The following is a 24,300-nucleotide window of genomic DNA, read 5'->3' as shown; positions in this document are numbered from 1 at the left end:
TCTTTCAAAGGAGACATCCCATGACCAAAGAAACCATTCTCATCACCGGCGCGTCGGACGGTATCGGCGCGGTCTATGCCGATCGCTTTGCCAAGCGCGGCGCCAATCTGATCCTGGTCGCTCGTCGCGCCGAGAAGCTGGAGGCGCTGGCTACCCGCCTGCGCGCCGATGCCGGCGTCAGCGTGGAAGTGATCGCCGCCGACTTGTCACAAGCCGACGATCTGGCGCGGGTCGAAGCGCGGCTGCGTGACGATGACGCGATCACCGGCCTCGTCAACAATGCCGGCATCGCCGGGGAGCAGGCCTTTGTCGAGACCGACCCGGCCTATCTCACCGGCCTCATCAACCTCAACATCCTGGCGGTGACGCGGCTGTCCCGTGCGATCGCCCCGCGGCTGGCGGCGAAGGGCGCAGGCACACTGGTCAACATCACGTCGGTCACCGCGCTGATGCCGGACGGCTTCACCGCCGTCTATCCCGCGACCAAGGCCTATGTGCTGGCCTTTACCGAAGCGTTGCAGGTCGAACTGGGCGGCAAGGGCGTGAAGGTGCAGGCGGTGCTGCCCGGCATCACCCGCACGGCCATCTGGACGGCGGAACAGATTGCCGGCCTGCCGCCGCATATGGTGATGGATGTCGAGGTGATGGTCGACGCGGCACTGGCCGGGCTCGACATGGGCGAGGCGATCACCATCCCGGCCCTGCCGGACAATGCCGATCTCGACGCCTATCTCGCCGCGCGGGCCGCGCTGCGGCCCAACCTGTCGCTCAAGGACGCGGCGCCCCGTTATCGGGTGGAAGCATGAAAATCCGTTCTTGCTGAGTAGGGGCTGAGCTTGTCGAAGACCCGTATCGAAGCATCGATCCTTCGATACGCCATTTCGACAAGCTCAATGGCTACTCAGGACGAACGGCATTGGTTAGTTTTCCAAGGAGAGAAATCATGATCCTCGGTCTTTCCATTCCCGCCTTCATCGCCCTGCATGTCGCGATCAGCCTGATCGGCATCGTCAGCGGCCTTGTCGCCCTTCCGGCCATGGCCAGGGGGCATGGCCTGCCAAAAGTGCAGGGCCTGTTCCTGGTGACGACCCTGCTCACCAGCCTGACCGGCTTCCTCTTCCCCTTTCGCGGCTTCACCCCGGCGATCGGCGTCGGCACCCTCTCGACGCTGGTGCTGATTATCGCTTTCGCTGCCTTTTACGGCCTTGGCCTGCGGGGCCGGGCACGGGGCATTTATGCGGTGACCGCGACCATCGCCCTGTGGCTCAACCTGTTCGTGGCTGTCGTGCAGAGCTTCCTCAAGGTGCCGGCGCTCAACCGGCTGGCGCCGACCGGCACGGAGCCGCCCTTCCTGGCCGCACAGGGACTGCTCCTGATCCTCATGCTGATCCTGGGCGCGGCGATCCTGCGTCAGACCAGGCTGGCGCGGAAGGTGGCGAGCCGCTCGATTGCCTGATCCAGCGTCGCGTCCGACTTGGAGAAGCAGAGGCGGACCAGATGGGTGACCGGATCGTCGGGGTAGAAGGCGGAGATCGGGATCGCCGCCACCCCGGCTTCGTCGATGATCCGGTTGCAGAAGGTCACATCGTCCATCGCGATGCCCGACGCGGGCAGGTCGATCGACAGGAACCAGGTGGCGCCGCTGGGCTGCACGACATAGCCCGCCTTGATGAGCCCCGCAGCCAGCCGGTCGCGCGACGCCTGATAGGCGGCGCGCTGGTCGTTCAGCCATTGGTCGGGCCAGCCCAGTCCCTGCGCCACCGCCCATTGCAGATTGGGCGGGGTGGTGAAGGTCAGGAACTGGTGCGCGCGGGCGAGCAGGGTGGCGATCGGTGGCGCAGCGCACATCCAGCCGACCTTCCAGCCGGTGACGGAGAAGATCTTGCCCGCCGACCCGATCTTGACCGTGCGCTCGCGCATGCCGGGGAAACCGATCAGCGGGCGATGCGGCAGGCCGTCATAGACGGTTTCCTCCCATACCTCGTCGCACAGCGCGATCAGGTCATGGCCGACGCAGAGATCGGCCAGCAGTGCCAGTTCCGCCTCGCGCAGCACGATGCCGGTGGGATTGACCGGATTGTTCATCAGCAGGATGCGGGTCTTGGGCGTAATCGCCGCCTCCAGCGCATCGCGGGTGACGCGCCAGTCGGGCGGCGTCAGCTTCACCACCCTGGCCACGCCGCCGACCCGCTCGACCAGCGGCAGATAGGCGTCATAGAGCGGCGCCAGCATCAGCACCTCGTCCCCCGGTCGCACCAGCGCCAGCAGGCTGGCGGCAATCGCCTCGGTCGCGCCCGATGTGACGATGATTTCCTGTGGGCTGAGGTCGAGGCCCTGGCGCCGGGCATAATGATCGGCCAGCGCGGTGCGCAGCTCGATCAGGCCCGGCATTGGCGGATATTGGCTGGAGCGGGTGAGCAGCGCGTCGGCCGCTGCCTGCAGCACATCCTGTGGCCCCGGCCCTTCGGGGAAACCCTGCCCCAGATTGATCGCGCCGGTTTCGCGCGCACGGGCCGACATATGCTCGAAGATGGTGGTCGGCATGTCGCGATAGACGGGATGGCCAAGTCGGGTGTCGGGCAAGCGGGGCTCCATCGGATCGGCGGCGATGGACCGATCTAGAGCCTGATCGTTTGAGGTGGAAGCGCCTTGCGCTTCTACCGATCACGTGAATCAGGCTCTGCTTCTTGATCCAGGTCTTTCCATTGCCTCGCGCAAACCGGTCCGGCATCATGACGCCTCCTCATCACAGGGAGACAGACCCATGTGTTCGGACGTCGATGGCATGCATGACAAGCCGCACGGGACGCAGGAGGAGGATGGCGCCGCGCCCTCCCGCCGCGCCTTTCTGACAGCGATGACGATGGCGGGTGGGGTGGCCATGGCCGCCTTGCCGGCCGTACCCGCAATGGCGGCGGCGTCCGCCGACGGCCCGGACGCATCGATGACGCCGGACGCGGCGCTGGCCGAGATCGTGGCGGGCAATGCCCGTTTCGTCGCCGGCAAGCCGACCGCCCATCTGCAGGATCTGGCGATCATCAAGGCGCGCGCGGCCGAGGGGCAATGGCCGGTGGTCGGCGTCCTGTCCTGCGCCGACTCGCGCGTGCCGGTGGAGATGCTGTTCGACGAATATATCGGCCGGCTGTTCGTCACCCGCATCGCCGGCAACATCACCACGCCGGAAATCGTCGCCAGCCTGGAATATGGCGTGGCGGTGCTGGGGCTGAAGGCGCTGGTCGTCATGGGCCACAGCAATTGCGGCGCGGTGAAGGCGGCAATCGACAATCCCGAGGTGCCAGGCCAGATCAGCGCGCTCTTCCCCGCGATCCTGCCCGCCCTCTATCTCGCCCGCAGCAAGGATGCGGCCATCGTCACCCGCACCAATGCGCTGGTGCAGGCGGCGACTCTGGTCAACGCCTCCCCCGTGATCGAGGAGAAGGTGAAGGCGGGCACGCTGAAGGTGGTCGCCGCCGTCTATGATGTGGCAAGCGGCAAGGTCGACATCCTGCCGGTGCCGGCCGACATGCTGATGCGCGGCTGACCCGTCAGGGCTGGGGCGCCGCCGCATTCCAGGCGGCGACCTTCGCCTTCGTCTCTGCCAGCAGCGCGTCGAGCCGGGCGCGGTCCTGCAACGTGCCGCGCAGGATCACCGCTTCGATCGCCCTGGTGGCGTGGATATCCTCCAGCGGATTGGCGGTCAGCAGGACCATATCCGCCTGCTTGCCCTCCGCCACCGCGCCATAGCGGTCGAGCAGGCCGAACCAGGCCGGGCCGGCGCGGGTGGCGCTGGCCAGGGCCTGGGCCGGGGTCAGGCCGCGATCGACATAGAGGGCCAGTTCCTGGTGCAGGGCAAAGCCGGGATAGTCGAAACTATTGAGGAAGCCCGCATCGGTGCCGGCCATGATGGTGACGCCGGCTTGCTGCAACAGCGGCAGGACCGCGGCATTATGTTCGTAGATGGCGTGGCGCTGGGCGATCTGATCCGGTGTCGCCTTGGCCGCGCGCTCGATCCGCCAGTCATAGGTCTTGCGCAGGCGCGGGCCGATATAGGCCAGTTCGGGATCGGAGCCATGATCCTCGCGGTCGAGATAGGCGACGGTGCGCGAAATGCTGAGCGTGGGCGTCACGAACACGCCGCGCGCAGCCATGTCGCGATAGGCGGCCATGGCGGTGGTTTCGTCAAAGCCGGCGTCCATCTGCGCGCTGGCCTGTGCCCGGTCGATCTTGCCGGCGGCGAAATCGGCGGTGATCCGCGCCTCATCCTTCACGCCCGCCTTGTGGGCATAGTCGATATGCTCGATCGAACTGATCCCGGCCTCGATCGCCTGGCCGACGGTCAGCGCCATGGGGATATGGCCCGACGCGCGCAGCCCGGCGGCGCGCGCCTGGCGCACGGCATAGAGGAAGAGTTCGGGCTTTAGCGTGCTGTCGGTGATCTTGACGAAATTGACGTCCAGTTGCTTGAGCCTGGCGATCGCTTCGTCGACATCGGCCTGTGACCCGGTTTCCAGCGTGCCCTTCCATACCGGCTTGATCCCCTCGATCTTGGGGCCGGAACTCAGCAGGGACGGGCCGAACAGGCGACCGTCGGCAATCTCGCCGCGCCAACGCAGCACATCATAGGGCAGGTCGCCCGACGCATCGCGCACGGTGGTGATGCCATTGGCGATATAGAGCGGCAGCAGCGCCTTATTCTCTTCGATCAGATCCGGCCCGCCGCCGAAATGGACATGCATGTCCCACAGGCCGGGGATCAGATAGCGACCCTTCGCCTCGACGCTCTTGCCCGCGCGCCAGGCGGCGGCGATCGTGGCGTCGTCGCCGACCGCAACGATCCGGTCCCCCCTGGTCGCGACCGCTTGATCGGGGACCAGACGGCCATGCTCGACATCGACCAGCGTCGCATGGCGGATCAGCAGGTCGGCGTGGGCCGGTGCGGACTTTGCCGTTGCGGGCAGGGGCAACAGGGCAGTGGCGGCCAGCAAGGTGGCCAGAAGCGTTTTCATCTTTCTTCCTCTCGTTCGTAGCTGCCATCCTCGTGCTGGATTGCGCGGAACCACTCCCGCTTCTCCGCCAATTCCGATAGGATAGCCGCGACCCCCAGCAAATGAGCGCAAAGCGATGATCGATCAACTCTTCCTGAAACATCCGCGCGAAGTGGATGAAAGCTATGGCCAGCATATGGGGGTGGCGATGCGCTTCGGCTTTTTGATGGTGCGGTCGGGGTTGGCCTGCATGATCCATGGCATCGTGCCGGCGTGGTTCACGCGCACCGGCAGTTCGACGGTCAAGCACCTCTATGGCGAAATGCGTCAGCGCCAGCCCGATCTGGCGGAAAGGACGCCCGCCTATCTCAGCCCGCAATGGCGGCCGGAATATGAGATTTGAGGGATAAGAAAAAAGCCGCCCGGGGAGGGCGGCTTCTTGGCATGTGAAAGTCGCGATTGCTTGCGCGGCTTTATTCCCACTCGATCGTGCCGGGGGGCTTGCTGGTATAGTCGTAGACGACGCGGTTGATGCCCTTGACCTCGTTGATGATGCGGGTCGCGACGCGGCTGAGGAAGGCGGCGTCAAAGGGGTAGATGTCGGCGGTCATGCCGTCGGTCGAAGTGACCGCGCGCACCGCGCAGACGCTGTCATAGGTGCGGTAATCGCCCATCACGCCGACGGTACGGACCGGCAGCAGCACGGCGAAGGCCTGCCAGATCGCGTCGTAGAGGCCGGCGTTGCGGATTTCCTCCAGATAGATGAAGTCCGCCTTGCGCAAAATGTCGCAGCGTTCCTTGGTGACTTCGCCGGGAATGCGGATGGCGAGGCCGGGGCCAGGGAAGGGATGGCGGCCGACGAAGATGTCGGGCAGGCCCAGTTCCTTGCCCAGCACGCGAACTTCGTCCTTGAACAGTTCGCGCAGCGGTTCGACCAGCTTCATGTTCATGCGTTCGGGCAGGCCGCCGACATTATGGTGCGACTTGATTGTGACCGACGGGCCGCCGGTGAACGACACCGATTCAATGACGTCGGGATAGAGGGTGCCCTGCGCCAGATAGTCGGCACCGCCGATCTTGGCGGCTTCCTCCTCGAACACGGCGATGAATTCGCCGCCGATGAACTTGCGCTTCTTTTCCGGGTCGGTGAGGCCGGCGAGACCGCCCAGGAAGCGCTCCTCGGCATTCACATGAACGAGCTTGATGCCATAATGTTCGCGGAACAGGCTGACGACCTGCTCGGCTTCGCCCAGGCGCATCAGGCCATGGTCGACGAACACGCAGGTCAGCTGGTCGCCGATCGCTTCATGGATCAGCACGGCGGCCACGGCGGAATCGACGCCGCCCGACAGGCCGCAGATGACCCGGCCGGTGCCGACCTGTTCGCGGATCTCGGCGATCTTGACCTGGCGGAACTCGGCCATGGTCCAGTCGCCGGCCAGGCCGCAGACATGGCGGACGAAATTGGCGATCAGCTTGCCGCCGTCGGGCGTATGCACGACTTCCGGGTGGAACTGCGTGCCGTAGAATTTCCGCTCCTCGTCGGCGATCACCGCGAAGGGTGCGCCGTCCGACACGGCCACGATCTTGAAGCCGGGCGCGAATTTCGTGACCTTGTCGCCATGGCTCATCCACACCTGATGGCGTTCGCCGACTTCCCACAGCCCGTCGAACAGGGCGCAGGGTTCGGTCACGGTCAGGAAGGCGCGGCCGAATTCGCCGCCTTCGCCGGTCTCGTGACCGGGGCGCACTTCGCCGCCGAGCTGATGGCTCATCACCTGCTGGCCGTAGCAGATGCCCAGGATCGGCACGCCGGCATCGAACAGCGCCTGCGGCGCACGCGGGCTGCCTTCTTCCGGCACGCCAGCGGGCGAACCCGACAGGATGATGCCCTTGGGCTTCATGCGGTCGAACGCGGCCTGGGCCTGAGTGAAGGGGGCGATCTCGGAATAGACGCCGGCTTCGCGGACGCGCCGGGCGATGAGCTGAGTCACCTGGCTGCCGAAGTCCACGATAAGGATGGAATCCTGAAGGGGCAGCGTCATCGAATCGCCTTTATATCGAGCGGTGGAAGGGATTCGCGCCCGGTTAGTCGCCCTGCCCCGATATGTCCAGTTTTCCCGGTTCAGAGCATCATCCGATTAGGGTGAATCGGATGATGCTCTGATTTCTTTTTGTTTGCCGCATTCTGCGAGTCGTCGGCTGTTCCAGCCGACTTCAGAATGCTCTAGGCATGCGCATGGCGATCCTGTTTGCGCCCCGCGGCCCGACCGAGCAATGCGGCACCGGCCAGCACCAGCGCCGCAATCAGGAAGGCGCTGCCGATGAAGGGCAGGATCGGGCGAGCGCCGACCGAGGCGGAATAGACCGCGCCGAAGAAGAGCGGGGAAACGATGCCGGCGATCGCGCCGACGCTGTTGTTGGCGCCCTGCAACTGGCCCTGTTCGCTCTCGGAGACGCGCTGGGTCATCAGCGACTGGATGGTCGGCATGGCCAGGCCCCAGAGCGCATTGGGGAACATGGCGGCGACGAACAGCCAGCCTGTGGGGGCCAGGCCCATGGCGGCGATGCCGACCGCACCGAAGCCGAGGCCCACGACCATGGTGGTGCGATCGCCCAGCCGTTTTACCACCGGGCCGACCAGCAGGCCCTGAACCCCCATGTCCATCAGCCCGACCAGCGCCAGCAGGGTGCCGACCTGCCAGGCGCCCCAGCCATAGCGGTCGCCGGCATAGAGGACGAACACGGCCGAGAAGAGATGATGGGCGAAATAGAGGAGGAAGTTGACGATTGCGAGGCTCGACAGCTCGGGGTGCGAGCGCAGCAGTCGCAGCGCGCCAAAGGGGTTGGCGCGGCGCCAGCTGAACGCCATGCGCTTTTCCGGGGAGAGCGATTCCGGCAGCACGATGAGGCCATAGAGGAAGGCGAGGCCGGACAGGCCGGCCGCCGCCCAGAAAGGCGCACGGTGCGAGATTTCACCCAGCACCCCGCCCAGCAGCGGCCCGGCGACGAAGCCCGCGCTGAACGCCGCGCCGATCAGGCCATAGCCGCGCGCCCGACCCTCGGGCGGGGTGATGTCGGCCATATAGGCGAAGGTGGAGGTGAAGCTGGACGAAGTGATGCCGGCGAGGATGCGGCCCAGCGCCAGCCACCAGAGATTGGGTGCGAGCGCCATCAGCACATAGTCGAGTGCCAGACCCGCGACCGAGATCAGGATCACCGGCCGGCGCCCGAAGCGATCGGACAGCGAACCGATCACCGGCGAGCAGAGAAACTGCATCGCCGCCCAGAGCGCGACGAACAGGCCGTTCCACAGGCCTGCGCTGGTGCTGGAGCCCGATAGCGTTTCGATCAGCTGCGGCAGCACCGGAATGATGATGCCCATCGACATGACGTCGAGCAGGGCCGTCACCAGGATGAAGGCGATGGCGGCGGTGCGGCGCGGATGGGCGGGGGCGGTCATGGCGCAGGCGCTATCCTGCCCGGATGGCGATGCCAAGCGCGGCGGTTGGATAATGGGTGGGTCACAGGGCGAAGTTCACAGTGTCGTCGAGCGATTCCGGCCCGATGCACCCGGAACGCGTCTGCGAAGCGACCATGGTGCGCCATGTGGATCATCCTGACGCGACGCCGGCGCGACAAGGCGGTCAGACTTGCGCGTCGCCGGGGTTGCTGTGACGCGTCTATGGGTGAGAAGGCGAAGGCAAGCGGTGGATCCATCGGAAAGGATAGATCAGGAATAATCCTATTTGGGAAGAAATTTGGATTTTGGGGGAGGGGCGGCCGGGAAGGGTGGTTTCCTGCCATTCCCCTCCCGTTTACGGGAGGGGGAACAGGTCTGCTTCTGGTCGCTTGCCGCCGCTGCTGAGGTCGCTGTATCGATATTCGATACGTGCGCTAACCTTGTCGGCGACGAAACGCTCGACCCCCGGCGCCCACGCTCCAGCCGTCGAAACTGTCATGGCCCGACAGGGAGCCGCTGGCATCGCTGGGGGCGACGCGGGCGCGCATATTTCATAGCTGCCCCGGGCATAGAGCAGGGCATTGCCACCGACGACATAGCCGGCCCGCGCGCCGATATCGAAGCTGGAATTGCGGGCGATCAGCGACCCGCCGACGCGCGATGCGTCATCGGCGGCGACGTCGAAACCGGGCTCCCGACCGACCATGATCCTGTCGGTAAGCTGAGGATCATAAATGGCAACTCCGCCGCCGAAAAGGCGTCGCGCGATTCATGCATGTCGAGGCGGCCGATATCGCTGTTGGCGCTGCCGATGCTGTCGCGGTTCCAGTCCGCCTGGACGCCGATATAGCGGAATGGGCGGACATGATAAGCCGGCGGCGGCGCACCAGACTGTCTCATTAGGCGAGGCAATCCGGTGGCCGGTCGATGCGGCAATGGGGAAGGATCAGTCCTGGGGCTGGCCCTTCTTCGGCAGGATCTTCTCGACGATGACGGGGGCCACCGGTGCGGGATCGACCGCGCTCTTGACCAGGTTGTCGAGACTGGAACCGTCGAGGCCCAGTTCCTTCATCAGCCCGTCGATCACCGGCGCCTGGGCACGGTAGCGCAACGCAGCGGAGACGGCCGCGCTGGCGAGATTCTGGTCGCCGCCGGCGCTTACCAATCCGTCCGTGCCGCCGTTGCCGCCGCCAGTGAGGCCGTCGACCTGCACGATCTTGATCGAGTCGATGGCTTCCATGGGCTTGGCTGCTTCGCGCACCAGCTCGGGCAGCACCTTGAGCAAGGCCAGCTTGGTCTGCAGCGACATCTGGTCGGAGGAGAGGAGGTTTGCCGCCTCGTTAACGGCGCGCTGCCCCGCGGCCTCCACCTCGAAGCGGACGCGATCGGCCTCGGCGCGCAGCTTGGCGGCTTCCGCTTCGCCCTCGGCCGCGACGCGCAACGCCTCGGCCCGGTCGGCGGCGACCTGCTTCTCGGCCTCCGCCTCGACGCGGATCGAGATGGCGGCGCGCTCGGCTTCGCGGGAGGCGTCGATCAGTTCGATCCGCTTGGCGCGCTCGGCGATTTCGGTGGCGCGCGACGTCTGCACCTGTTCCTCGGCGGCGACGGCCTTGGCCCGGGCTTCGTCGGCCTGCGCCTTGGCCTGGCTTTCCTCGCGGCTCTTGTTCTGGACAGCGATCTGCTGTTCCTGCCGGGCGAGTTCGAGCGCCTGGGCCTGGGCGATCTTGGCCTGCTGCACGGCACGATCGGCCTCGATCTGCTGGCTGTCGACCAGCTTTTTCGCTTCGATCTTGGCCTGCTCGGCCTCCTGCTGGCGCAGCGACTGTTCGCGGGCGACTTCGGCCGATTGTACGGCACGGCGCATTTCGACCTCGCGTTCCTGCTCCAGCCGGGCAAATTCGGTGTCGCGTGCGATCAGCATCGACTGGCGCTCCGCCTCCAGATTCTTCGTCTCGATCTGGACACGGGTATCCTGTTCGATGTCGTTGCGGGCCTTCTTGCGCAGTTCGATCTGCTCGGTCAGCTTGGTCAGGCCCTCGGCATCGAAGGCGTTATTGGCGTTGAAATGTTCGATCGACGTCTGATCGAGGCCCGTGAGCGAGACGCTTTCCAGCTCCAGACCGTTCATCGCGAGGTCGACGGACGACACCTGCTGCACCTTCTGCACGAAATCGCCGCGCTGTTCGTGCAACTGGTTCATAGTCATGCCGGCCGCGACCGAGCGGAGCGCGTCGACGAACTTGCCTTCGACCAGTTCTTTCAGCGCTTCAGGGTTCATGGTGCGCATGCCGAGCGTCTGGGCGGCGGTGGCGATCGACTGGGCATCGGGGCGGACGCGGACGTAGAATTCCGCCTTCACATCGATGCGCAGCCGATCGAGCGTGATGAGCGCGTCGCTATTCTTGCGCTCGACGGCAAGGCGGACGGTGTTCATGTTGACCGGCATGGTCTCGTGGAAGATCGGCAGCACCAGCGCGCCGCCGTTCATCACCACCTTTTCCCCGCCGAAGCCGGTGCGAACAAAGCCGATTTCCTTGGATGCGCGCTTGTAGAGGCGGGCGATGACGATGCCCAGCACGATCAGGACGAGCAGGCCGCTGCCGGCGATCATCGCATAGGGCAGGATGGAGAAACTCTCCTGCACGGCGGGAAGATTCATGACTCTCTCCTAGAGACGGGGAAGATAATGGTCGCCATGCGAGATGGCGCGGAACAGATGCTCTTCGCGGCGCACGAGCAGGATGGTCTCGCCTTCCTCCAGCACCTGGCCATCATTGTCGGGCTCGACCATGACATAATGGGCCTGGCCATGATGATCCTCGACCCGCGCGCGGGCGGGGGAGCCGCGGATCGCGCGGCCGGTGACGATGCGGGCGCGGTTGCCGACCAGATGGTCGAGCGGAATGGCGGTGCTGTGGTCGCGGGGCAGCAGCGGCGCGAGCAGGCGGGCGGCAAGGCCGGTGGCGGGCAGGGCGGCGGCGCCGGCGGCCGGAACCGCAATCCAGGGCGACAGCATCGCGCCCAGCAGGTCATGCGCCGCCTGCTGGCCAAGCAGCCCGATGACGGCGAAGCAGGTCAGGAACAGCGCGATCAGCGCCAGCAGCGGCAGACGACCAAAGCCCAGCCAGCCGAGCAGGTCGGCATCCGCATCCAGATCGAGATCGGCGTCGCCGGCCAGGCCCAGCGCCTGGACGCCACCGATCAGCAGCATCAGCAGCAGGGCCGATACGAAGACGATATTTTCCGGCGCGAGAAGAAAGCCTGCCACCCATAACCCCCTGATTCGGAGGCGATGCTATCCGACGAAATGACGCCGGGACAGGATAAAGCGACGCGCTGTCTTAGTTCAGTGCATCGCCACGTCGCGGCTGAGATAGACCTCTGCCACGCGGCCATCCTTCATCGCGCAGGTGAAGCGGCGGGTGGTGCCTTCGGTGGCGCGATAGCTGGCGCGGGTCTCGACCTCGCCATCGATATTATAGCCGCCAGCGGTCGCGCGCGGCTCGTCGATGTGGCGGATTTCGGCATAGCCGGCCTGCCCCTGTGCCTCGTCCCGTGCGGCAAGCGCGCAGGCGTCGGTCAACTGGTCATTGCTCTGGTTGGTGGCGGCGACGTCGGAAAAATCATCCGCAGGGGGTGGCGGTTCGGCATAGCCGGCATCCTGCCCGCCGACATCCGCGCCATAGTCGGTGCCGCCGGCCGGGGGCGGGGCATCATTGTCGGCATAGGGCCGATTATCCGTATCGGTGCCGCGCGGTTCCTTGCGGTCCTTCGAAACGGAATTGGCGACCACCACGGCGGCGCCCAGCAGCGCGGCGATGCCGACCGCGTCGCCAAAGCCGAAGCCATTGCCGCGATCATGGCGGTGATGCCAGCCGCGATCGTCATAACGGGGGCGCGCCTGCGCCGGAGCGACGCTGCCCAGCAGCAGTCCTGCGCCGACCAGCGCTCCCGTCATCCACCGCGTCCTGTTCCCGATCATCTGCCTGTCTCCTGCGATGGAAAGAGCCATAGCCACGTCGGGCTGTCCAGAGGCTGAATGGGCTCAGTCCGGCTTGCGCTGGATGTCGAGCCCGGTGAAATGGGCGGCAAAGGCATAGCTGTCGGCATATTCCTCGATCAGCTTGTCGATCGGCTTGCCCGCGCCATGGCCGGCGCGGTTTTCCACCCGCAGCAGATGCGGCTTGTCGCCGATCGACGCGGCCTGCAGCGCGGCGGCATATTTGAAGCTGTGCGCCGGCACGACCCGGTCGTCGGTGTCCGCCGTGGTCACCAGGATCGCCGGATAATCCTTGCCGCTCAGGATATTATGATAGGGCGAATAGCCATAGAGCAGGGGGAAGTCGCGCGCATTGTCGGGCGATCCATAATCGTCGACCCAATAGCGGCCGGCGGTGAAACGGTCGAAGCGCAGCATGTCCATCACACCGACCGCGGGCAAGGCGGCGGCGAACAGGTCGGGCCGCTGGTTCACCACTGCGCCGACCAGCAGGCCGCCATTGGAGCGGCCCTCGATCGCCAGGCCATCCTTGGGGGTATAGCCCTGGGCCTTGAGATATTCGGCCGCGGCGATGAAATCGTCGAACACATTCTGCTTGTTGGCGCCGCGCCCGGCGTCGTGCCAGGCCTTGCCGAATTCGCCGCCGCCGCGCAGATTGGCGATGGCATAGGCACCGCCCTGTTCCAGCCAGGCCATGCGGGTCGCCGAATAGCCGGGCGTCAGCGCGATGTTGAAGCCGCCATAGCCGTAGAGGATGGTCGGCACCGCTTGCGCATGGTCGGCCAGTATCTTCTTACGCAGGATCGTCATCGGGATCAGCGTGCCGTCCTTCGAGGGATAGCTGACCTGTTCGACGCCATAATCGGCGGGATTGAAGGGCAGGTCGGGCTGGGCGAAGAGCTGGGTCTGCTGGGTCGCCGTGTCAAAGCGGTAGATGCTGGCGGGTGTCACGAAGCCGGAGAAGGAGAAGAAGGTTTCCGGGTCGCCATCGCGCCCGCCAAAGCCGGCAGCGGTGCCCATGCCGGGCAGCGGCACGTCGCCGACCTTGCGGCCGTCCAGCTCGACCAGTTCGGCGACGGTCTCCGCTTCCGTCATATAGGCGAGGATGAAGCGGTTGCCGACCAGCGATCCGCCGGCCAGCGTATCGGCGCGTTCGGCGACCAATGGCTTTTCGCTGCGGCCTGCCCTTAGGGCGTCGAGTGTCACCAGGCGCATATGGGCGGCCTTGCGGTCAGTGACGAAATAGAGGGTCGATCCCCGGCTGCCGATCAGGCGCCAGTCATTGGCGAGGCCCTTCACCAGTGTCCGCAATTTGACCGGTCCGCCATCGAGCGCGGCGACATGGAGTTCGCGGCGCGGGTCCATGCCGGCAAAGCTGCTGACGATCAGCCAGCGGCCGTCGCTCGTCACCTGGGCAGTATGGCTGAGGCCCGGGCGATCGGGCGTCGCATAGATGAGCTGGTCCTGCGCCTGGGGCGTGCCGATGCGATGATAATAAAGCTGCTGGTCGCTGTTGGTCGATTGATAGGCTTCGCCGGCGACCGGCGCGGCATAGCGGGAATAGAAAAAGCCTTCGCCCCGGCCGTCCCAGGCGGTCTGGGAGAATTTGGCCCATTCGACCTTGTCATCGAGGATCTTGCCGCTGTCGACGTCGAGCACGCGCAGCGTGCGCCAGTCGCTGCCGGCGTCCTGCACCCCATAGGCGAGGAAGCGGCCGTCGGGCGAGGGCGTCCATTCGGCCAGCGCGCTCGCGCCGTCCCTGGCCCAGCGATTGGGATCGAGCAGCAGCCGCTGTTCGCCGGCCAGTCCTTCACGGACATAGAGCGGCGTCTGGTTCTGCAGCCCCTTGTTATAGCCGTAGAAATAGCGGGTGCCGGCCTTGCGCGGCACGGTGAAGCGGCCATGGGCGAAGAGCGCCTGCATCCGCGTCTTGAGCGCGTCGCGGCCGGGCAGGTCGTCGATATAGCGGCGGGTGAGATCATTTTCCCGGCCGACCCAGTCGCGCACGGCGGGGTCGGTGCGGACGTCATTTTCCAGCCAGCGATAGGGATCGGTCACCTTCACGCCGAAATGATCCTCGACCAGATCCTGGCGGCGGGTGAGCGGGTAATGGAGGCCGTTGTCCGGCGGCGTCGCGTCGATCGCGGCCGGGGTCGCATCGCCCGAGGCGGCGGCCACAGCAGAGGCCGGCGCGGCGGCGATCACTGCCAGCAGGGCCGGCAGCGGCCAGATCAGGCGGCGAAGCGCGCGCATCCTCTCGACCCTATTGTCCTTGAAAAGAAAACAGGCCGCAGCTTCGGATGAAGCCGCGGCCTGTTCGACTATCGTCTATCCACCGTTACCGGCGGAACCGCGATCAGGCGGCTTCGAATTCGTCTTCGTCGACGGTGTTGACCGGACCGGAGTCCTGGCCCTTGGCATCGACGTCACGATCAACCAGTTCGATGATCGCGATCGGCGCCGCGTCCGAAGCGCGGAAACCGGCCTTGATCACGCGGGTGTAGCCACCGTTGCGATCCTTGTAGCGCTCGGCCAGGACTTCGAACAGCTTGGTCAGCTGCGCATCGTCCTTCAGGCGGGCGTCGGCCAGACGACGGTTGGACAGGCCACCCTTCTTGGCGAGGGTGATCAGCTTCTCGACGTAGGGACGCAGTTCCTTCGCCTTCGGCGTGGTGGTCAGGATCTGCTCATGCTTGATGAGCGAGGCAGCCAGGTTGCGAAGCAGGGCGGTACGATGACCGGTGCTGCGCTGAAGCTTACGATGACCAACTTTATGACGCATGTCTCATTCCTTCGTTCGTTAAGGGGCCGGATGAGGTACCCCAGACCAGGCGGTTTTCATGGGGACCGCCTAATACCCCATTGACCGTCCGGCGACCGTCACGGGAGTAAATCCCGTGACGTCAGACGACGCTGTGCGTCGCTGGCCGGTCGTTCGCGTTCGCGTTGCGAACCGCCGCGCTGCTGCGCTGCGCGGCTCGCTCCGACTTAGCCCAGCAGCTCCTGTTCGAGCTTCTTGGCCATTTCCTCGATATTTTCCGGCGGCCAGCCGGGGATGTCCATGCCCAGGCGCAGGCCCATGGACGACAGCACTTCCTTGATTTCGTTCAGCGACTTGCGGCCGAAATTGGGGGTGCGCAGCATCTCGGCTTCGGTCTTCTGGACCAGATCGCCGATATAGATGATGTTGTCGTTCTTGAGGCAGTTGGCCGAGCGGACCGACAGTTCCAGTTCGTCCACCTTCTTGAGCAGATAGCGGTTGATCTGGTTGGTGTCGCTTTCGCCTTCCGACGCAGCGGCAGCGGCATGGCCGGCAGCCGGGGCAGCGGCAGGCAGCGCGTCCTCGAAGTGGACGAACAGCTGGAGCTGGTCCTGCAGGATGCGGGCTGCGTAAGCAATCGCATCTTCCGGCGTCACGGTGCCGTCGGTTTCCAGCGTCAGCGACAGCTTGTCATAGTCCAGTTCCTGGCCGACGCGGGTGTTATCCACCTTGTAGGCGACCTGGCGGACCGGCGAGTAGAGCGCATCGATCGGGATCAGGCCGATCGGTGCGTCAGCCGGGCGGTTGGCGACGGCGGGGACATAGCCCTTGCCGATGTCAGCCGTCAGTTCCATGTTCAGCGTCGCGCCCTGATCGAGGTGACAGATCACCAGATCGGGGTTCATCACTTCGATGTCGCCGACGACGGCAATGTCGCCTGCCTTCACCACGGCCGGGCCGGTGGCGGACAGCTGCAGACGCTTGGGGCCTTCGCCTTCCATCTTCAGCGCGACCTGCTTGATGTTCAGGACGATGTCGGTGACGTCTTCACGCACACCAGCGAGCGACGAGAATTCGTGCAGGACATTCTCGATCTTGATCGAGGTGACCGCCGCGCCCTGGAGCGAGGAGAGAAGAACCCGGCGCAGCGCGTTGCCGAGCGTCAGGCCAAAACCGCGCTCAAGCGGTTCGGCAACGAAGGTCGCCTTGCGCTTGCCGTCGCCGGTCGGCTTGATCTCGAGGGCGTTGGGCTTCTTCAATTCCTGCCAGTTCTTCATGTTGACAGTCATGTACTTCCCCTGGGGATGTGGCCGTAACGGGTAGATCCTGGACCCATCAGGACGTTCCGGCCGATGCAAACGGGTAAGCGGGCGACGCGTCCGCCGCCCGCCTTCAAGCCTCTAGCGAAGCTTAATTAGACGCGGCGACGCTTCGAAGGACGCACACCATTGTGCGGGATCGGCGTCACGTCGCGGATCGAGGTGATGTGGAAGCCGACGGCCTGCAGCGCGCGCAGAGCCGATTCACGGCCCGAACCCGGACCCTTGACTTCGACTTCGAGGGTGCGGACGCCATGTTCGGCGGCCTTGCGGCCGGCGTCTTCGGCGCACACCTGAGCGGCATACGGGGTCGACTTGCGGCTGCCCTTGAAGCCCATCATGCCGGCCGAGGACCACGAAATCGCGTTGCCCTGGGCGTCGGTGATGGTCACCATGGTGTTGTTGAAGCTGGCGTTGACGTGCGCGACGCCGGCCGAGATGTTCTTGCGTTCGCGGCGCTTAATGCGCTGGGGTTCGCGTGCCATTTTGCTCTAATCCTACAAAAATCGTTCAAAAGCAGAAGTCGCCGGAGGGTCTGTCCAAAGGACCAACCCTCAACGATTACTTCTTCTTGCCGGCGATCGGCTTCGCCTTGCCCTTGCGGGTGCGCGCATTGGTGTGCGTGCGCTGGCCGCGAACCGGCAGGCCCTTGCGATGACGCAGGCCGCGATAGCAGGCCAGATCCATCAGGCGCTTGATGTTCATCGCGGTTTCGCGACGCAGATCGCCTTCGACGGTCAGGTCGGCGTCGATGGCTTCGCGGATCTGCAGGACTTCGGCGTCCGACAGGTCCTGCACGCGGCGCGCATGATCGATGCCCAGCTTGTCGGCGAGGTCAACGGCGGTCTTGCGACCGATGCCGTGGATGTAGGTGAGCGCGATGATTACGCGCTTGTTGGTCGGGATGTTAACACCCGCAATACGTGCCATGGTAATTAAATCTCCTGCTCCACGGGGCAGTTGGCGCCGCCCCATCTCAAAGCGTTCGGACCTCTTTCCTGGCAAGGAAAAATAGGCCATGATGTTGCTTCCCAAGACGCAAAAAAGACGGCCAGTGCAGGAAGCACTGCCGCTATTACGCGTGTAGGGAACGGCGGCCTTTATCGATTCGCCCCAAAACTGTCAATATCCGGCGCTTTTTTGACGCGATCCGTGCGATGAACGGAGCGGCCACGCGTCCGTGCGGGCGGCGACGGCCGTGGTCGGCTATCCGCCTCTGCTGTCGCCCTGCCCCTTTTCGGGTTGAGCGCTCCGGCCGGCTCGGGCATGGAAGCGCCATGCGTCTGACCCGATTTCTTGTGTCCGCCCCGGCCCTTGCAGCGCCGCTGACCCTGTTGGTGGCAGGTTGCGTCGCGCCGCCCTCCGCGCCGGCACCGCGCCCAGCGCCAGCACCCCGGCCTGCGCCGGTGCCCCCAGCCGAGCCGGCTGCGCCCGCGGCGGTCGAGTGGCAATATCGCCCTGCGACGCCGGGCAACTGGACCTATCGTGCCGACCCGGCCGGACCGGTGGCGCTGTTCGGCCTGTCGGCCAATGATCCCCGTTTGACGCTGCGCTGCGACCGGGCGACGCGGCGGATCAGCCTCAGCCGCGCCGGCGGCGGGCAGGGGGCGATCACGGTGCGGACGAGCTATGGCGCGAGCAGCTGGCCGGCGGTGATGGCGGGGACGCAGGTGCCGCAGCTGACCGCCGTGCGCGGCGCGAGCGACGCGGTGCTGGACCAGCTCGCCTATAGCCGGGGTCGTTTTGCGGTCGAGGTGCAGGGGCAGGAGACGCTGATCGTGCCGGCCTGGGCCGAAATATCGCGCGTGATCGAGGATTGTCGGGGCTGAAACGGGCGGTCCCGCCGTTTCGGCGCGGACGTTCAAGTATGATTCCAAAAAAGAATATTACAAGTCTTGATCCTGCGATCCGTCTGATTCACAGTCCGTCTCGTGGCTGATCGCGGCGCAGTCCAAAGCCGGCCACGCGGGCTTCAACAAGCGAAAGGAGGTGATCCGATGTCTCATGGTTCAGCAATGGGGTCGGTCAAGTCCATTCGGAAAATGCGCCGCTGACGACGCCGGAGCGTCGGTACAAACCCTTCATGGTGTAGAGACCCAGAGCGCCGACATACAGGCCGTCTCCGCCAGGGGCTTTAGCGCGAACTTGTCTTCCTTCTGGGCGGTTTCCGGCCGCTGACCATGCACATGATGGGCCGTCGGGCATTACGTCCCGGCGGCCCCTCTCATGTCCGGGGTGCGGCACCTGTTCGGGAAACCGCGAAAGGGCGGCTTCCCGATGCGGTGCCGGCCCGCTCCCCCGCCCAACCACCCGACAGGATGACACTGGATCGGGCGGTTGGGCGGGGGAGTGGGCTGGAACCGGCTTTCTCAAACAGGATTCTTACCGCCGGCGGGTTGCGAACCAGATGACGTGGCGCGGCCCCTTGCCATTGTCGCGCGCCTTGACCGCGACTTCTTCCACCGCGAAGCCCGCATTCTGCAATCGCCGGGTGAAGGCGGCGTCCGATCCCGCCGACCAGATCGCCAATATGCCGCCGGGCTTGAGCGCGCGCATCGCGCTGCCCAAGCCCGCATTGGTATAGAGCCGGTCATTGGCGTCGGCGGTCAGGCCGTCGGGGCCATTGTCGACATCCAGCAGGATCGCGTCATAGCTGCCATGGCCGGCGGCAATCACATGGGCGACATCGTCCATCACCAGCCGCACGCGCGGATCGTCGAGGCAGCCGGCGGCAAGATCGACCATCGGGCCGCGCGCCCATTCGATGATTTCGGGCACCAGTTCGGCCAGCGTGATCTGTGCCCTGGCATCCATTTCCGCGAGCGCCGCACGCAGGGTGAAGCCCATGCCATAGCCGCCGATCAGCATATGGAGGCCGGCGCGCTTGCCCAGCCGTTCCAGCGTCATCAGCGCCAGCGCCTTTTCAGACCCGCTCATCCGGCTGCTCATCAGCTCGTTGCGGTCGAGCACGATCATGAAGTCGCCGCCGCGGCGATAGAGGCGCAGTTCCTGCCCACCCGGAACGGCGGCGGTGCCCAGCAATTCGCGGGGTGTCATGGCAATGGTCCTTCAAGTGCGACGGGGAAAGCGGCCGCATGACAGGTCGCGCGCCGCTGTGCAATGGCGGCAAACGGGACGGTTTGCCGCCTATGGGCTGGTCAGCGGCGGCGCGCGGGTCTATCGGCACCGCCATCATGCGTTATTTTCTCGATACCGAATTCAACGGCTTTGGTGGCACTCTGATCAGCGTGGCGCTGGTGCCGGAACATGGCGACGATGATTTCTATGCGTCGCTGCCGCTGCCTGAAGCGATCGAACCCTGGGTCGAGCGCCATGTCATTCCCTATCTGCGTCATGTGCCACCGGGGCTGGACCATGAATTGAGCCGAGTCGAGGCGGCGGACCATATCGCTGCCTATCTGGATGGCGATTCCGACCCGGTCATCATCGCCGACTGGCCCGAGGATCTGGCCCATTTCTGCGCATTGCTGGCGACCGGGCCGGGGCAGATGGCGGCGATCGACTATGGATTGCGGCTGGAACTGATCAATGCGGCGGGCTTCAGCGCGGCGGCGAACAGCCGGGTGCCGCACAATGCCCTGCATGATGCGCGGGCACTGCGCGACTTCTACGTCAACAATTGAGCGGGAAGGGGCGGGTGCGGTTTGCGCCCCGCCCCTCGCGTTTCAGCGCTCCGTGCCCCGCGCCTTGCCCCAGGCATGGGCCGCCGTATAGCCCAGATAGGCTGTGCCGAAGAGGGCGTAGAGCGGCTCGGGCAGGGCGTCGAGATAGGCGCGCATGCCCGCGATGATCGCGCCCGCCACCTCCGGCTGCGAGCCCGAGATCAGCCCCATCGGGATCGACCAGAGCAGCAGCGCATAGATGACGTAGAGAAAGGCTGGCCGCGACCGCTGGGTCCACAGGTCGGTCGGCTCGGAGGGGAGAGGAATGTCGTCGGTCTTCATCATGATCGCGTCTCCCTTCAGCCGATGCGGTTGGCGAGCCAGCCATAGAGAAAGGCCTCGTTGGCCGGGCGGCTTTCGGCCAGCGCCAGATAGCGTTCGCCCTGCAATGCCTCGATCGCCTTGATCAGCACGGCGTCGCCCGCCGCGCCGCGCAGGGTGCGGAAGGCGCGTAGCGCTTCGAGCGTGCGGGGGCCGATCGCGCCGTCGGCCTGGAGGTCGGGATAGTCGTGCTGGTTGCGGTTGAGCGCGTTGAGCGCCCGCTGGAGAAAGGCGCTGGCGACCCCCGGCCCCATGTTGACGGCGGTGTCGAACAGTTCGGCGGCGAGCGCCATGCTCTGCTGCGCGACCGCGGCATAGCCCGGCCCATCCCAGTAAAGCTGGCGATAGATGGCGCGGGCGGTGGCGGGCGGCAGGCGCCGCATGTCGCCGGCAAAGCCGTTCGCCCGCGCGACGCCCAGCGTGATGCCCATATTGGTCGGCCCGCCGCGATCGGCCGGATGGTCGACATAGCCACCCTCCCGCGCGATCAGTTCGTCCAGCAATGTATCGATGTCCATGATCTGCCTTTCCATGGTTCGTGAATGGCGAATCATTTATCCCATATGGTTATCTGTAGGACAGGGTGAGTTGAAGGTGGTTGGCGCTTTTGCGGTCGCACGGTAGACATGACGGGGCGATGGCGCCGCGCCGGTTGCGTGTCTGCTGCATGGGCGATAGCCTGACAGACTTACATTCCTGTCGAGTGCCCCTGTGTCGATGCATCCTGTCGCCTGCCGTGTTGTCGCTGTCCTGCTTGCCCTGTTTCCCGTGCTGGCCATGGCCCAGCCGACCAATCGACCGACCCCCGGCTACACGCGGGTAGCGATCGACACGTCGGTCGGTACGATCATCGTGGCGCTCGACCAGCGCCGGGCACCGCTGACAAGTGCCAATTTCCTGGCCTATGCCGATGACCAGCGGCTCGACGGCACGGTCTTCTACCGCGCGGCGCGGCGCAAGAGCGATCCGAAATTCGGGCTGATCCAAGGCGGAATCGACACCGACCTGCGCCGGGCCTTGCCGCCGGTCCGGCATGAGCCGACCAGCCAGACCGGGATCAGGCATCTCGACGCGACATTGTCGATGGCGCGGCCGGACCGGCCCAATTCGGCTTCGGGCAATTTCTTCATCACGGTGGGGCCGACGCCGACGATGGACGCGCAGGGCAGTTCCATCGGCTATGCCGCCTTTGGCCATGTGGTGGCCGGCATGGACGTGGTGCGCCGCATCCTGGCGGTGCCGACCTGCTGCGGCACGGGGCCGATGCGCGGACAGATGATCATCAAGCCCGTCACCATCCTGCATGTGCGACGGCTGGATGGGCAGGCACGGCCGACCGGCAAGGTGAAGCCCTGGCTGATCCCGCGCGCGAAGCCGCGCCCGCAAAAGTGACGGATCAGGCGATCGCCGCCTGACCGCGCCTCCAGTCGCGCCCCGCATTGCGCGGCGGCCGGGCGGTGAAGCGCTTCCAGGCCTGTTCGTGAAAGAAGAAGGCGACCGCATTGACCATCGGTTCGACGAGCGCGATGCCGCCGGCCAGCGCGACCGATCCGGTCATCAGATAGGCGACGGTGAAGCCCACGGTGAGATGGATCGACAAATAGGTGGCGGTCTTGATGAGATCGAGCGACATGGCGGAACCCCTTTGAAAACTGTTGCTCGATAATTAAGAATTATTCGCAATAATCGCCAATGGCTTTTCCCGCTGGCTCTGATCGTTCCGGGCGATCAATATGGCGCAGGGAGGATCTTCATGACGGGACGGATCAGGGTCGGCATCGGCGGATGGGTCTATGAACCCTGGCGCGGCAGCTTCTATCCGGCTGGCATGCGCCAGAAGGATGAACTGGCCTATGTCGGCGTGCAACTGACCGCGACGGAGATCAACGCGACCTATTATAGCAGCCAGAAGCCGGCGACCTTTGCCGGCTGGGCGCAGGCCGTGCCCGACGGCTTCCAGTTCGCGGTCAAGGCATCGCGATTCTGCACCAACCGGCGCGTGCTGGCGGAGGCGGGCGAGTCAATTCAGAAATTCGTTCATCAGGGGATCGTCGAACTGGGCGACCGGCTGGGGCCGATTCTGTGGCAGTTCATGCCGACCAAGAAATTCGATCCCGATGATTTCGGCGCCTTCCTGAAACTGTTGCCGGCCAGCGTCGATGGCGTGGCGCTGCGTCATGCGCTGGAGGTGCGACATGAAAGCTTCGACGATCCGGCCTTTCTGGCGCTGGCACGGGACGCGGGGGCGGTGGTGGTGCTGGCCGATCATGACGACTATCCGGCAATCACCGGCCATGATGTCGGCTTTTCCTACAGCCGGCTGATGCGCAGCCGGGAGGACGAGGAGACCGGCTATAGCGCGACGGACATCGCCGGCTGGGCCGATCGCGCAAAGGCGCAGGCGGCGCAGGGTGACGCCTATCTCTTCTACATCAGCGGCGCCAAGGTCCGGAACCCGGCAGCGGCGCGTGCGACCATCATGGCTCTGGAGCAACAGCTGTGACATCATTGCGTTTGATGCAATTGGCATGTCAGGCTTTGCGATTGTTACAATGATGTGAAATCATCATATGGCCGTCCATCCCGATCCGGGGTGTCGTTCCAATGATGGAGTCCAATATGCGTCAGGCCTTTCAGGCGACTGCGCTGGTGGTTGCGGTCAGCGTCCAGATGCTGACCTTCTACTCGGTGCTATACGCTTAAGCGCATTTTTTGCGCATGTCTTTGTCCCGTCGATGCGGGGCATAAAAAGGCCGCCCAGGGCATATGCCGGGGCGGCGCTTTTGTATCCGGAAACCCTGCCTTCCGGCGGCGGCGAGGGATCAACCCTCGGCCAGCCAGCCGGCGAGCAGATAGGCCACGACGCCGATCGGACCCAGGGCGCACAGGGTCAGCAGCACCAGGGCGACGCGGATCAGCGTGACATCCAGCCCGGTGCGGTTGGCGACGCCCGCGCACACGCCCATGATCTTCGCGTTGCGGCGGTCGAGGGTGAAGCTGTTGTTCATGGATCTGGCCTTCAATAGTATCTGTGATGGGAAAGGGGCGGTTGCCCTATCAGGCGATCGGGGCAACCGGAACCGCCGCGCCGACGAACAGGCTGGCGAAGATGACGGCGCCGACAAAGGCAAGGGCGACGCTCTGGAACTTGGCGATGGACATGATATTTACTCCCTAGATATTTGCTGGCCGGACCGTCCGGCCTTGATGCCAGACGATATTGCAGGCGGCGTGCCAGTTTCGATTTTTGGCGGAAATGCGTGGGTTCTCTTCGATCACCTATTTTTTCGCCATGCGAAAAAATCCGATGGTTGGGAAAATTTGCCGTCAATCGGTGAAAAGTTACAGGTAGGCAATGAATAGGCCCTTGCTCTTCGTTTATGGCACGCTGCGGCCGGGCTTTGACGGGCCGATGGCGCATTGGCTGGCCGATCGCGCCGAGTGGGTCGGGGCAGGCTGGATCGGCGGCAGACTCTATCAGGTGGCGGATTATCCCGGTTTCGTGCCGGGGGAGGCGGGGCGCGTGCGTGGCGACCTGCTCGCGCTACCCGATGCGGAGGGGCTGCTGGCGCGGCTCGACGCCTATGAAGAATGCCGGCCCGACGATCCGCAGCCGCATGAATATCGGCGCGAACGCAGAGTGGTGGAAACCGCGAATGGGCCTGTCGAGGCTTGGGTCTATCTGTACGCCCTGTCCGTTACCGGACATAGGGTGATCGCCAGCGGCGATTATCTGGCGGAACGCTGACGCGCCGACGAAGCGAACGA

Annotated in this window: 28 protein-coding genes; 10 read left to right on the top strand and 18 right to left on the bottom strand. The window is 65.1% G+C overall.

Translation table 11 applies throughout. The features are described 5' to 3' along the window. Nucleotides 1-20: 20 nt before the first annotated feature. A complete protein-coding gene (locus GGQ90_RS13455; RefSeq protein ID WP_188082606.1) occupies nucleotides 21-806 on the top strand; it encodes an SDR family NAD(P)-dependent oxidoreductase in 786 nt (261 codons plus the stop codon). Between the two features lie 137 nt (nucleotides 807-943). Further along, nucleotides 944-1,456 (top strand): hypothetical protein, encoded by a 513-nt coding sequence (locus tag GGQ90_RS13450; protein WP_188082605.1) that lies wholly within the window; start codon nucleotides 944-946, stop codon nucleotides 1,454-1,456. On the opposite strand, the gene GGQ90_RS13445 is transcribed toward GGQ90_RS13450, so the two are convergent. Beyond that, nucleotides 1,411-2,595, bottom strand: coding sequence for an aminotransferase (locus GGQ90_RS13445; RefSeq protein ID WP_188082604.1), 1,185 nt, complete (start codon nucleotides 2,593-2,595; stop codon nucleotides 1,411-1,413). The two genes, GGQ90_RS13450 and GGQ90_RS13445, sit on opposite strands and share 46 nt — an antisense overlap. 169 nt (nucleotides 2,596-2,764) lie before the next feature. Here GGQ90_RS13445 and GGQ90_RS13440 point away from each other — a divergent pair, with 169 nt between their 5' ends. Continuing rightward, on the top strand, nucleotides 2,765-3,541 hold the full coding sequence (locus GGQ90_RS13440; RefSeq protein ID WP_188082603.1) for a carbonic anhydrase: 777 nt from the start codon (nucleotides 2,765-2,767) through the stop codon (nucleotides 3,539-3,541). 4 nt (nucleotides 3,542-3,545) lie between these two features. Here the strand turns inward: GGQ90_RS13440 and GGQ90_RS13435 are convergent, their stop codons facing one another. Continuing rightward, nucleotides 3,546-5,006 carry an amidohydrolase family protein gene (locus GGQ90_RS13435; protein WP_188082602.1) on the bottom strand — a complete coding sequence of 487 codons (1,461 nt, stop codon included), beginning with the start codon at nucleotides 5,004-5,006 and terminating at the stop codon, nucleotides 3,546-3,548. Nucleotides 5,007-5,121: 115 nt separating this feature from the next. Between GGQ90_RS13435 and GGQ90_RS13430 the strand changes: the two genes are divergently transcribed. Next, nucleotides 5,122-5,388, top strand: a complete 267-nt coding sequence (locus GGQ90_RS13430) for a DUF6356 family protein (RefSeq protein ID WP_188082601.1) — start codon at nucleotides 5,122-5,124, stop codon at nucleotides 5,386-5,388. Between the two features lie 70 nt (nucleotides 5,389-5,458). Here GGQ90_RS13430 and guaA read toward each other — a convergent pair whose 3' ends face one another. The 11 genes from guaA to rpsM all read right to left on the bottom strand — a co-directional run bounded on the left by guaA (nucleotide 5,459) and on the right by rpsM (nucleotide 17,458). After that, nucleotides 5,459-7,030: a glutamine-hydrolyzing GMP synthase gene (guaA, locus tag GGQ90_RS13425; RefSeq protein ID WP_188082600.1), complete on the bottom strand. Its 1,572-nt coding sequence runs from the start codon at nucleotides 7,028-7,030 to the stop codon at nucleotides 5,459-5,461. Between the two features lie 182 nt (nucleotides 7,031-7,212). Next, on the bottom strand, nucleotides 7,213-8,448 hold the full coding sequence (locus tag GGQ90_RS13420; protein ID WP_188082599.1) for a TCR/Tet family MFS transporter: 1,236 nt from the start codon (nucleotides 8,446-8,448) through the stop codon (nucleotides 7,213-7,215). A gap of 355 nt (nucleotides 8,449-8,803) precedes the next feature. Continuing rightward, entirely contained in the window at nucleotides 8,804-9,154 is a 351-nt protein-coding gene (locus GGQ90_RS13415; protein WP_246428243.1) for an outer membrane protein, read from the bottom strand. A 240-nt stretch (nucleotides 9,155-9,394) separates the two neighbouring features. Then, the gene (locus tag GGQ90_RS13410; RefSeq protein WP_188082598.1) at nucleotides 9,395-11,107 is read right to left on the bottom strand and encodes a flotillin domain-containing protein; all 1,713 of its coding nucleotides are present in this window, start codon (nucleotides 11,105-11,107) and stop codon (nucleotides 9,395-9,397) included. A 9-nt stretch (nucleotides 11,108-11,116) separates the two neighbouring features. Then, nucleotides 11,117-11,716 carry an OB-fold-containig protein gene (locus tag GGQ90_RS13405; RefSeq protein ID WP_188082597.1) on the bottom strand — a complete coding sequence of 200 codons (600 nt, stop codon included), beginning with the start codon at nucleotides 11,714-11,716 and terminating at the stop codon, nucleotides 11,117-11,119. A gap of 78 nt (nucleotides 11,717-11,794) precedes the next feature. Then, on the bottom strand, nucleotides 11,795-12,430 hold the full coding sequence (locus GGQ90_RS13400; protein ID WP_188082596.1) for a hypothetical protein: 636 nt from the start codon (nucleotides 12,428-12,430) through the stop codon (nucleotides 11,795-11,797). 63 nt (nucleotides 12,431-12,493) lie between these two features. Further along, a complete protein-coding gene (locus GGQ90_RS13395) occupies nucleotides 12,494-14,701 on the bottom strand; it encodes a prolyl oligopeptidase family serine peptidase (protein WP_188082595.1) in 2,208 nt (735 codons plus the stop codon). Between the two features lie 103 nt (nucleotides 14,702-14,804). Beyond that, complete coding sequence (gene rplQ, locus GGQ90_RS13390; RefSeq protein WP_004208754.1) at nucleotides 14,805-15,230, bottom strand: 50S ribosomal protein L17; 426 nt, start codon at nucleotides 15,228-15,230, stop codon at nucleotides 14,805-14,807. Nucleotides 15,231-15,436: 206 nt separating this feature from the next. Then, the gene (locus GGQ90_RS13385; RefSeq protein WP_007707981.1) at nucleotides 15,437-16,498 is read right to left on the bottom strand and encodes a DNA-directed RNA polymerase subunit alpha; all 1,062 of its coding nucleotides are present in this window, start codon (nucleotides 16,496-16,498) and stop codon (nucleotides 15,437-15,439) included. 125 nt (nucleotides 16,499-16,623) lie between these two features. Further along, nucleotides 16,624-17,013: a 30S ribosomal protein S11 gene (gene rpsK, locus GGQ90_RS13380; protein WP_004208752.1), complete on the bottom strand. Its 390-nt coding sequence runs from the start codon at nucleotides 17,011-17,013 to the stop codon at nucleotides 16,624-16,626. 76 nt (nucleotides 17,014-17,089) lie between these two features. Then, nucleotides 17,090-17,458, bottom strand: a complete 369-nt coding sequence (gene rpsM, locus GGQ90_RS13375; protein WP_004208751.1) for a 30S ribosomal protein S13 — start codon at nucleotides 17,456-17,458, stop codon at nucleotides 17,090-17,092. A 347-nt stretch (nucleotides 17,459-17,805) separates the two neighbouring features. On the opposite strand from rpsM, the gene GGQ90_RS13370 reads away from it, so the two are divergent. Continuing rightward, the gene (locus GGQ90_RS13370; protein WP_188082594.1) at nucleotides 17,806-18,357 is read left to right on the top strand and encodes a hypothetical protein; all 552 of its coding nucleotides are present in this window, start codon (nucleotides 17,806-17,808) and stop codon (nucleotides 18,355-18,357) included. Between the two features lie 553 nt (nucleotides 18,358-18,910). Here the strand turns inward: GGQ90_RS13370 and GGQ90_RS13365 are convergent. Beyond that, nucleotides 18,911-19,585, bottom strand: coding sequence for a spermine/spermidine synthase domain-containing protein (locus tag GGQ90_RS13365; RefSeq protein ID WP_188082593.1), 675 nt, complete (start codon nucleotides 19,583-19,585; stop codon nucleotides 18,911-18,913). Nucleotides 19,586-19,722: 137 nt separating this feature from the next. On the opposite strand from GGQ90_RS13365, the gene GGQ90_RS13360 reads away from it, so the two are divergent. Continuing rightward, complete coding sequence (locus GGQ90_RS13360; RefSeq protein WP_188082697.1) at nucleotides 19,723-20,172, top strand: hypothetical protein; 450 nt, start codon at nucleotides 19,723-19,725, stop codon at nucleotides 20,170-20,172. 42 nt (nucleotides 20,173-20,214) lie between these two features. On the opposite strand, the gene GGQ90_RS13355 is transcribed toward GGQ90_RS13360, so the two are convergent. Both GGQ90_RS13355 and GGQ90_RS13350 read right to left on the bottom strand, forming a co-directional pair. Continuing rightward, nucleotides 20,215-20,496: a 3TM-type holin gene (locus GGQ90_RS13355; RefSeq protein ID WP_188082592.1), complete on the bottom strand. Its 282-nt coding sequence runs from the start codon at nucleotides 20,494-20,496 to the stop codon at nucleotides 20,215-20,217. A gap of 14 nt (nucleotides 20,497-20,510) precedes the next feature. Beyond that, the gene (locus GGQ90_RS13350; RefSeq protein WP_188082591.1) at nucleotides 20,511-21,050 is read right to left on the bottom strand and encodes a glycoside hydrolase family 108 protein; all 540 of its coding nucleotides are present in this window, start codon (nucleotides 21,048-21,050) and stop codon (nucleotides 20,511-20,513) included. Nucleotides 21,051-21,249: 199 nt separating this feature from the next. Here GGQ90_RS13350 and GGQ90_RS13345 point away from each other — a divergent pair, with 199 nt between their 5' ends. Continuing rightward, a complete protein-coding gene (locus GGQ90_RS13345) occupies nucleotides 21,250-21,924 on the top strand; it encodes a peptidylprolyl isomerase (protein WP_188082696.1) in 675 nt (224 codons plus the stop codon). A gap of 4 nt (nucleotides 21,925-21,928) precedes the next feature. Here the strand turns inward: GGQ90_RS13345 and GGQ90_RS13340 are convergent, their stop codons facing one another. Beyond that, nucleotides 21,929-22,165 (bottom strand): DUF2061 domain-containing protein, encoded by a 237-nt coding sequence (locus GGQ90_RS13340; protein ID WP_188082590.1) that lies wholly within the window; start codon nucleotides 22,163-22,165, stop codon nucleotides 21,929-21,931. A 120-nt stretch (nucleotides 22,166-22,285) separates the two neighbouring features. On the opposite strand from GGQ90_RS13340, the gene GGQ90_RS13335 reads away from it, so the two are divergent. Continuing rightward, entirely contained in the window at nucleotides 22,286-23,035 is a 750-nt protein-coding gene (locus tag GGQ90_RS13335; protein ID WP_188082589.1) for a DUF72 domain-containing protein, read from the top strand. Between the two features lie 319 nt (nucleotides 23,036-23,354). On the opposite strand, the gene GGQ90_RS13330 is transcribed toward GGQ90_RS13335, so the two are convergent. After that, nucleotides 23,355-23,540, bottom strand: coding sequence for a PspC domain-containing protein (locus GGQ90_RS13330; protein ID WP_188082588.1), 186 nt, complete (start codon nucleotides 23,538-23,540; stop codon nucleotides 23,355-23,357). On the opposite strand from GGQ90_RS13330, the gene GGQ90_RS13325 reads away from it, so the two are divergent. Together GGQ90_RS13325 and GGQ90_RS13320 are read left to right on the top strand one after the other, a co-directional pair. Next, nucleotides 23,539-23,895 (top strand): hypothetical protein, encoded by a 357-nt coding sequence (locus tag GGQ90_RS13325; RefSeq protein ID WP_223178247.1) that lies wholly within the window; start codon nucleotides 23,539-23,541, stop codon nucleotides 23,893-23,895. The genes GGQ90_RS13330 and GGQ90_RS13325 overlap by 2 nt on opposite strands. Beyond that, nucleotides 23,888-24,280: a gamma-glutamylcyclotransferase family protein gene (locus GGQ90_RS13320; RefSeq protein WP_188082586.1), complete on the top strand. Its 393-nt coding sequence runs from the start codon at nucleotides 23,888-23,890 to the stop codon at nucleotides 24,278-24,280. The genes GGQ90_RS13325 and GGQ90_RS13320 overlap by 8 nt, the downstream gene beginning before the upstream one ends. Nucleotides 24,281-24,300 lie beyond the last annotated feature (20 nt).

Origin of the sequence: Sphingobium scionense, from assembly GCF_014197035.1 — a bacterium.
In the GTDB taxonomy this organism is placed as follows: Bacteria; Pseudomonadota; Alphaproteobacteria; order Sphingomonadales; family Sphingomonadaceae; genus Sphingobium; species Sphingobium scionense.
Note: the sequence above shows the minus strand (reverse complement) of the source record. Positions and strands in the feature narration are given on the sequence as shown.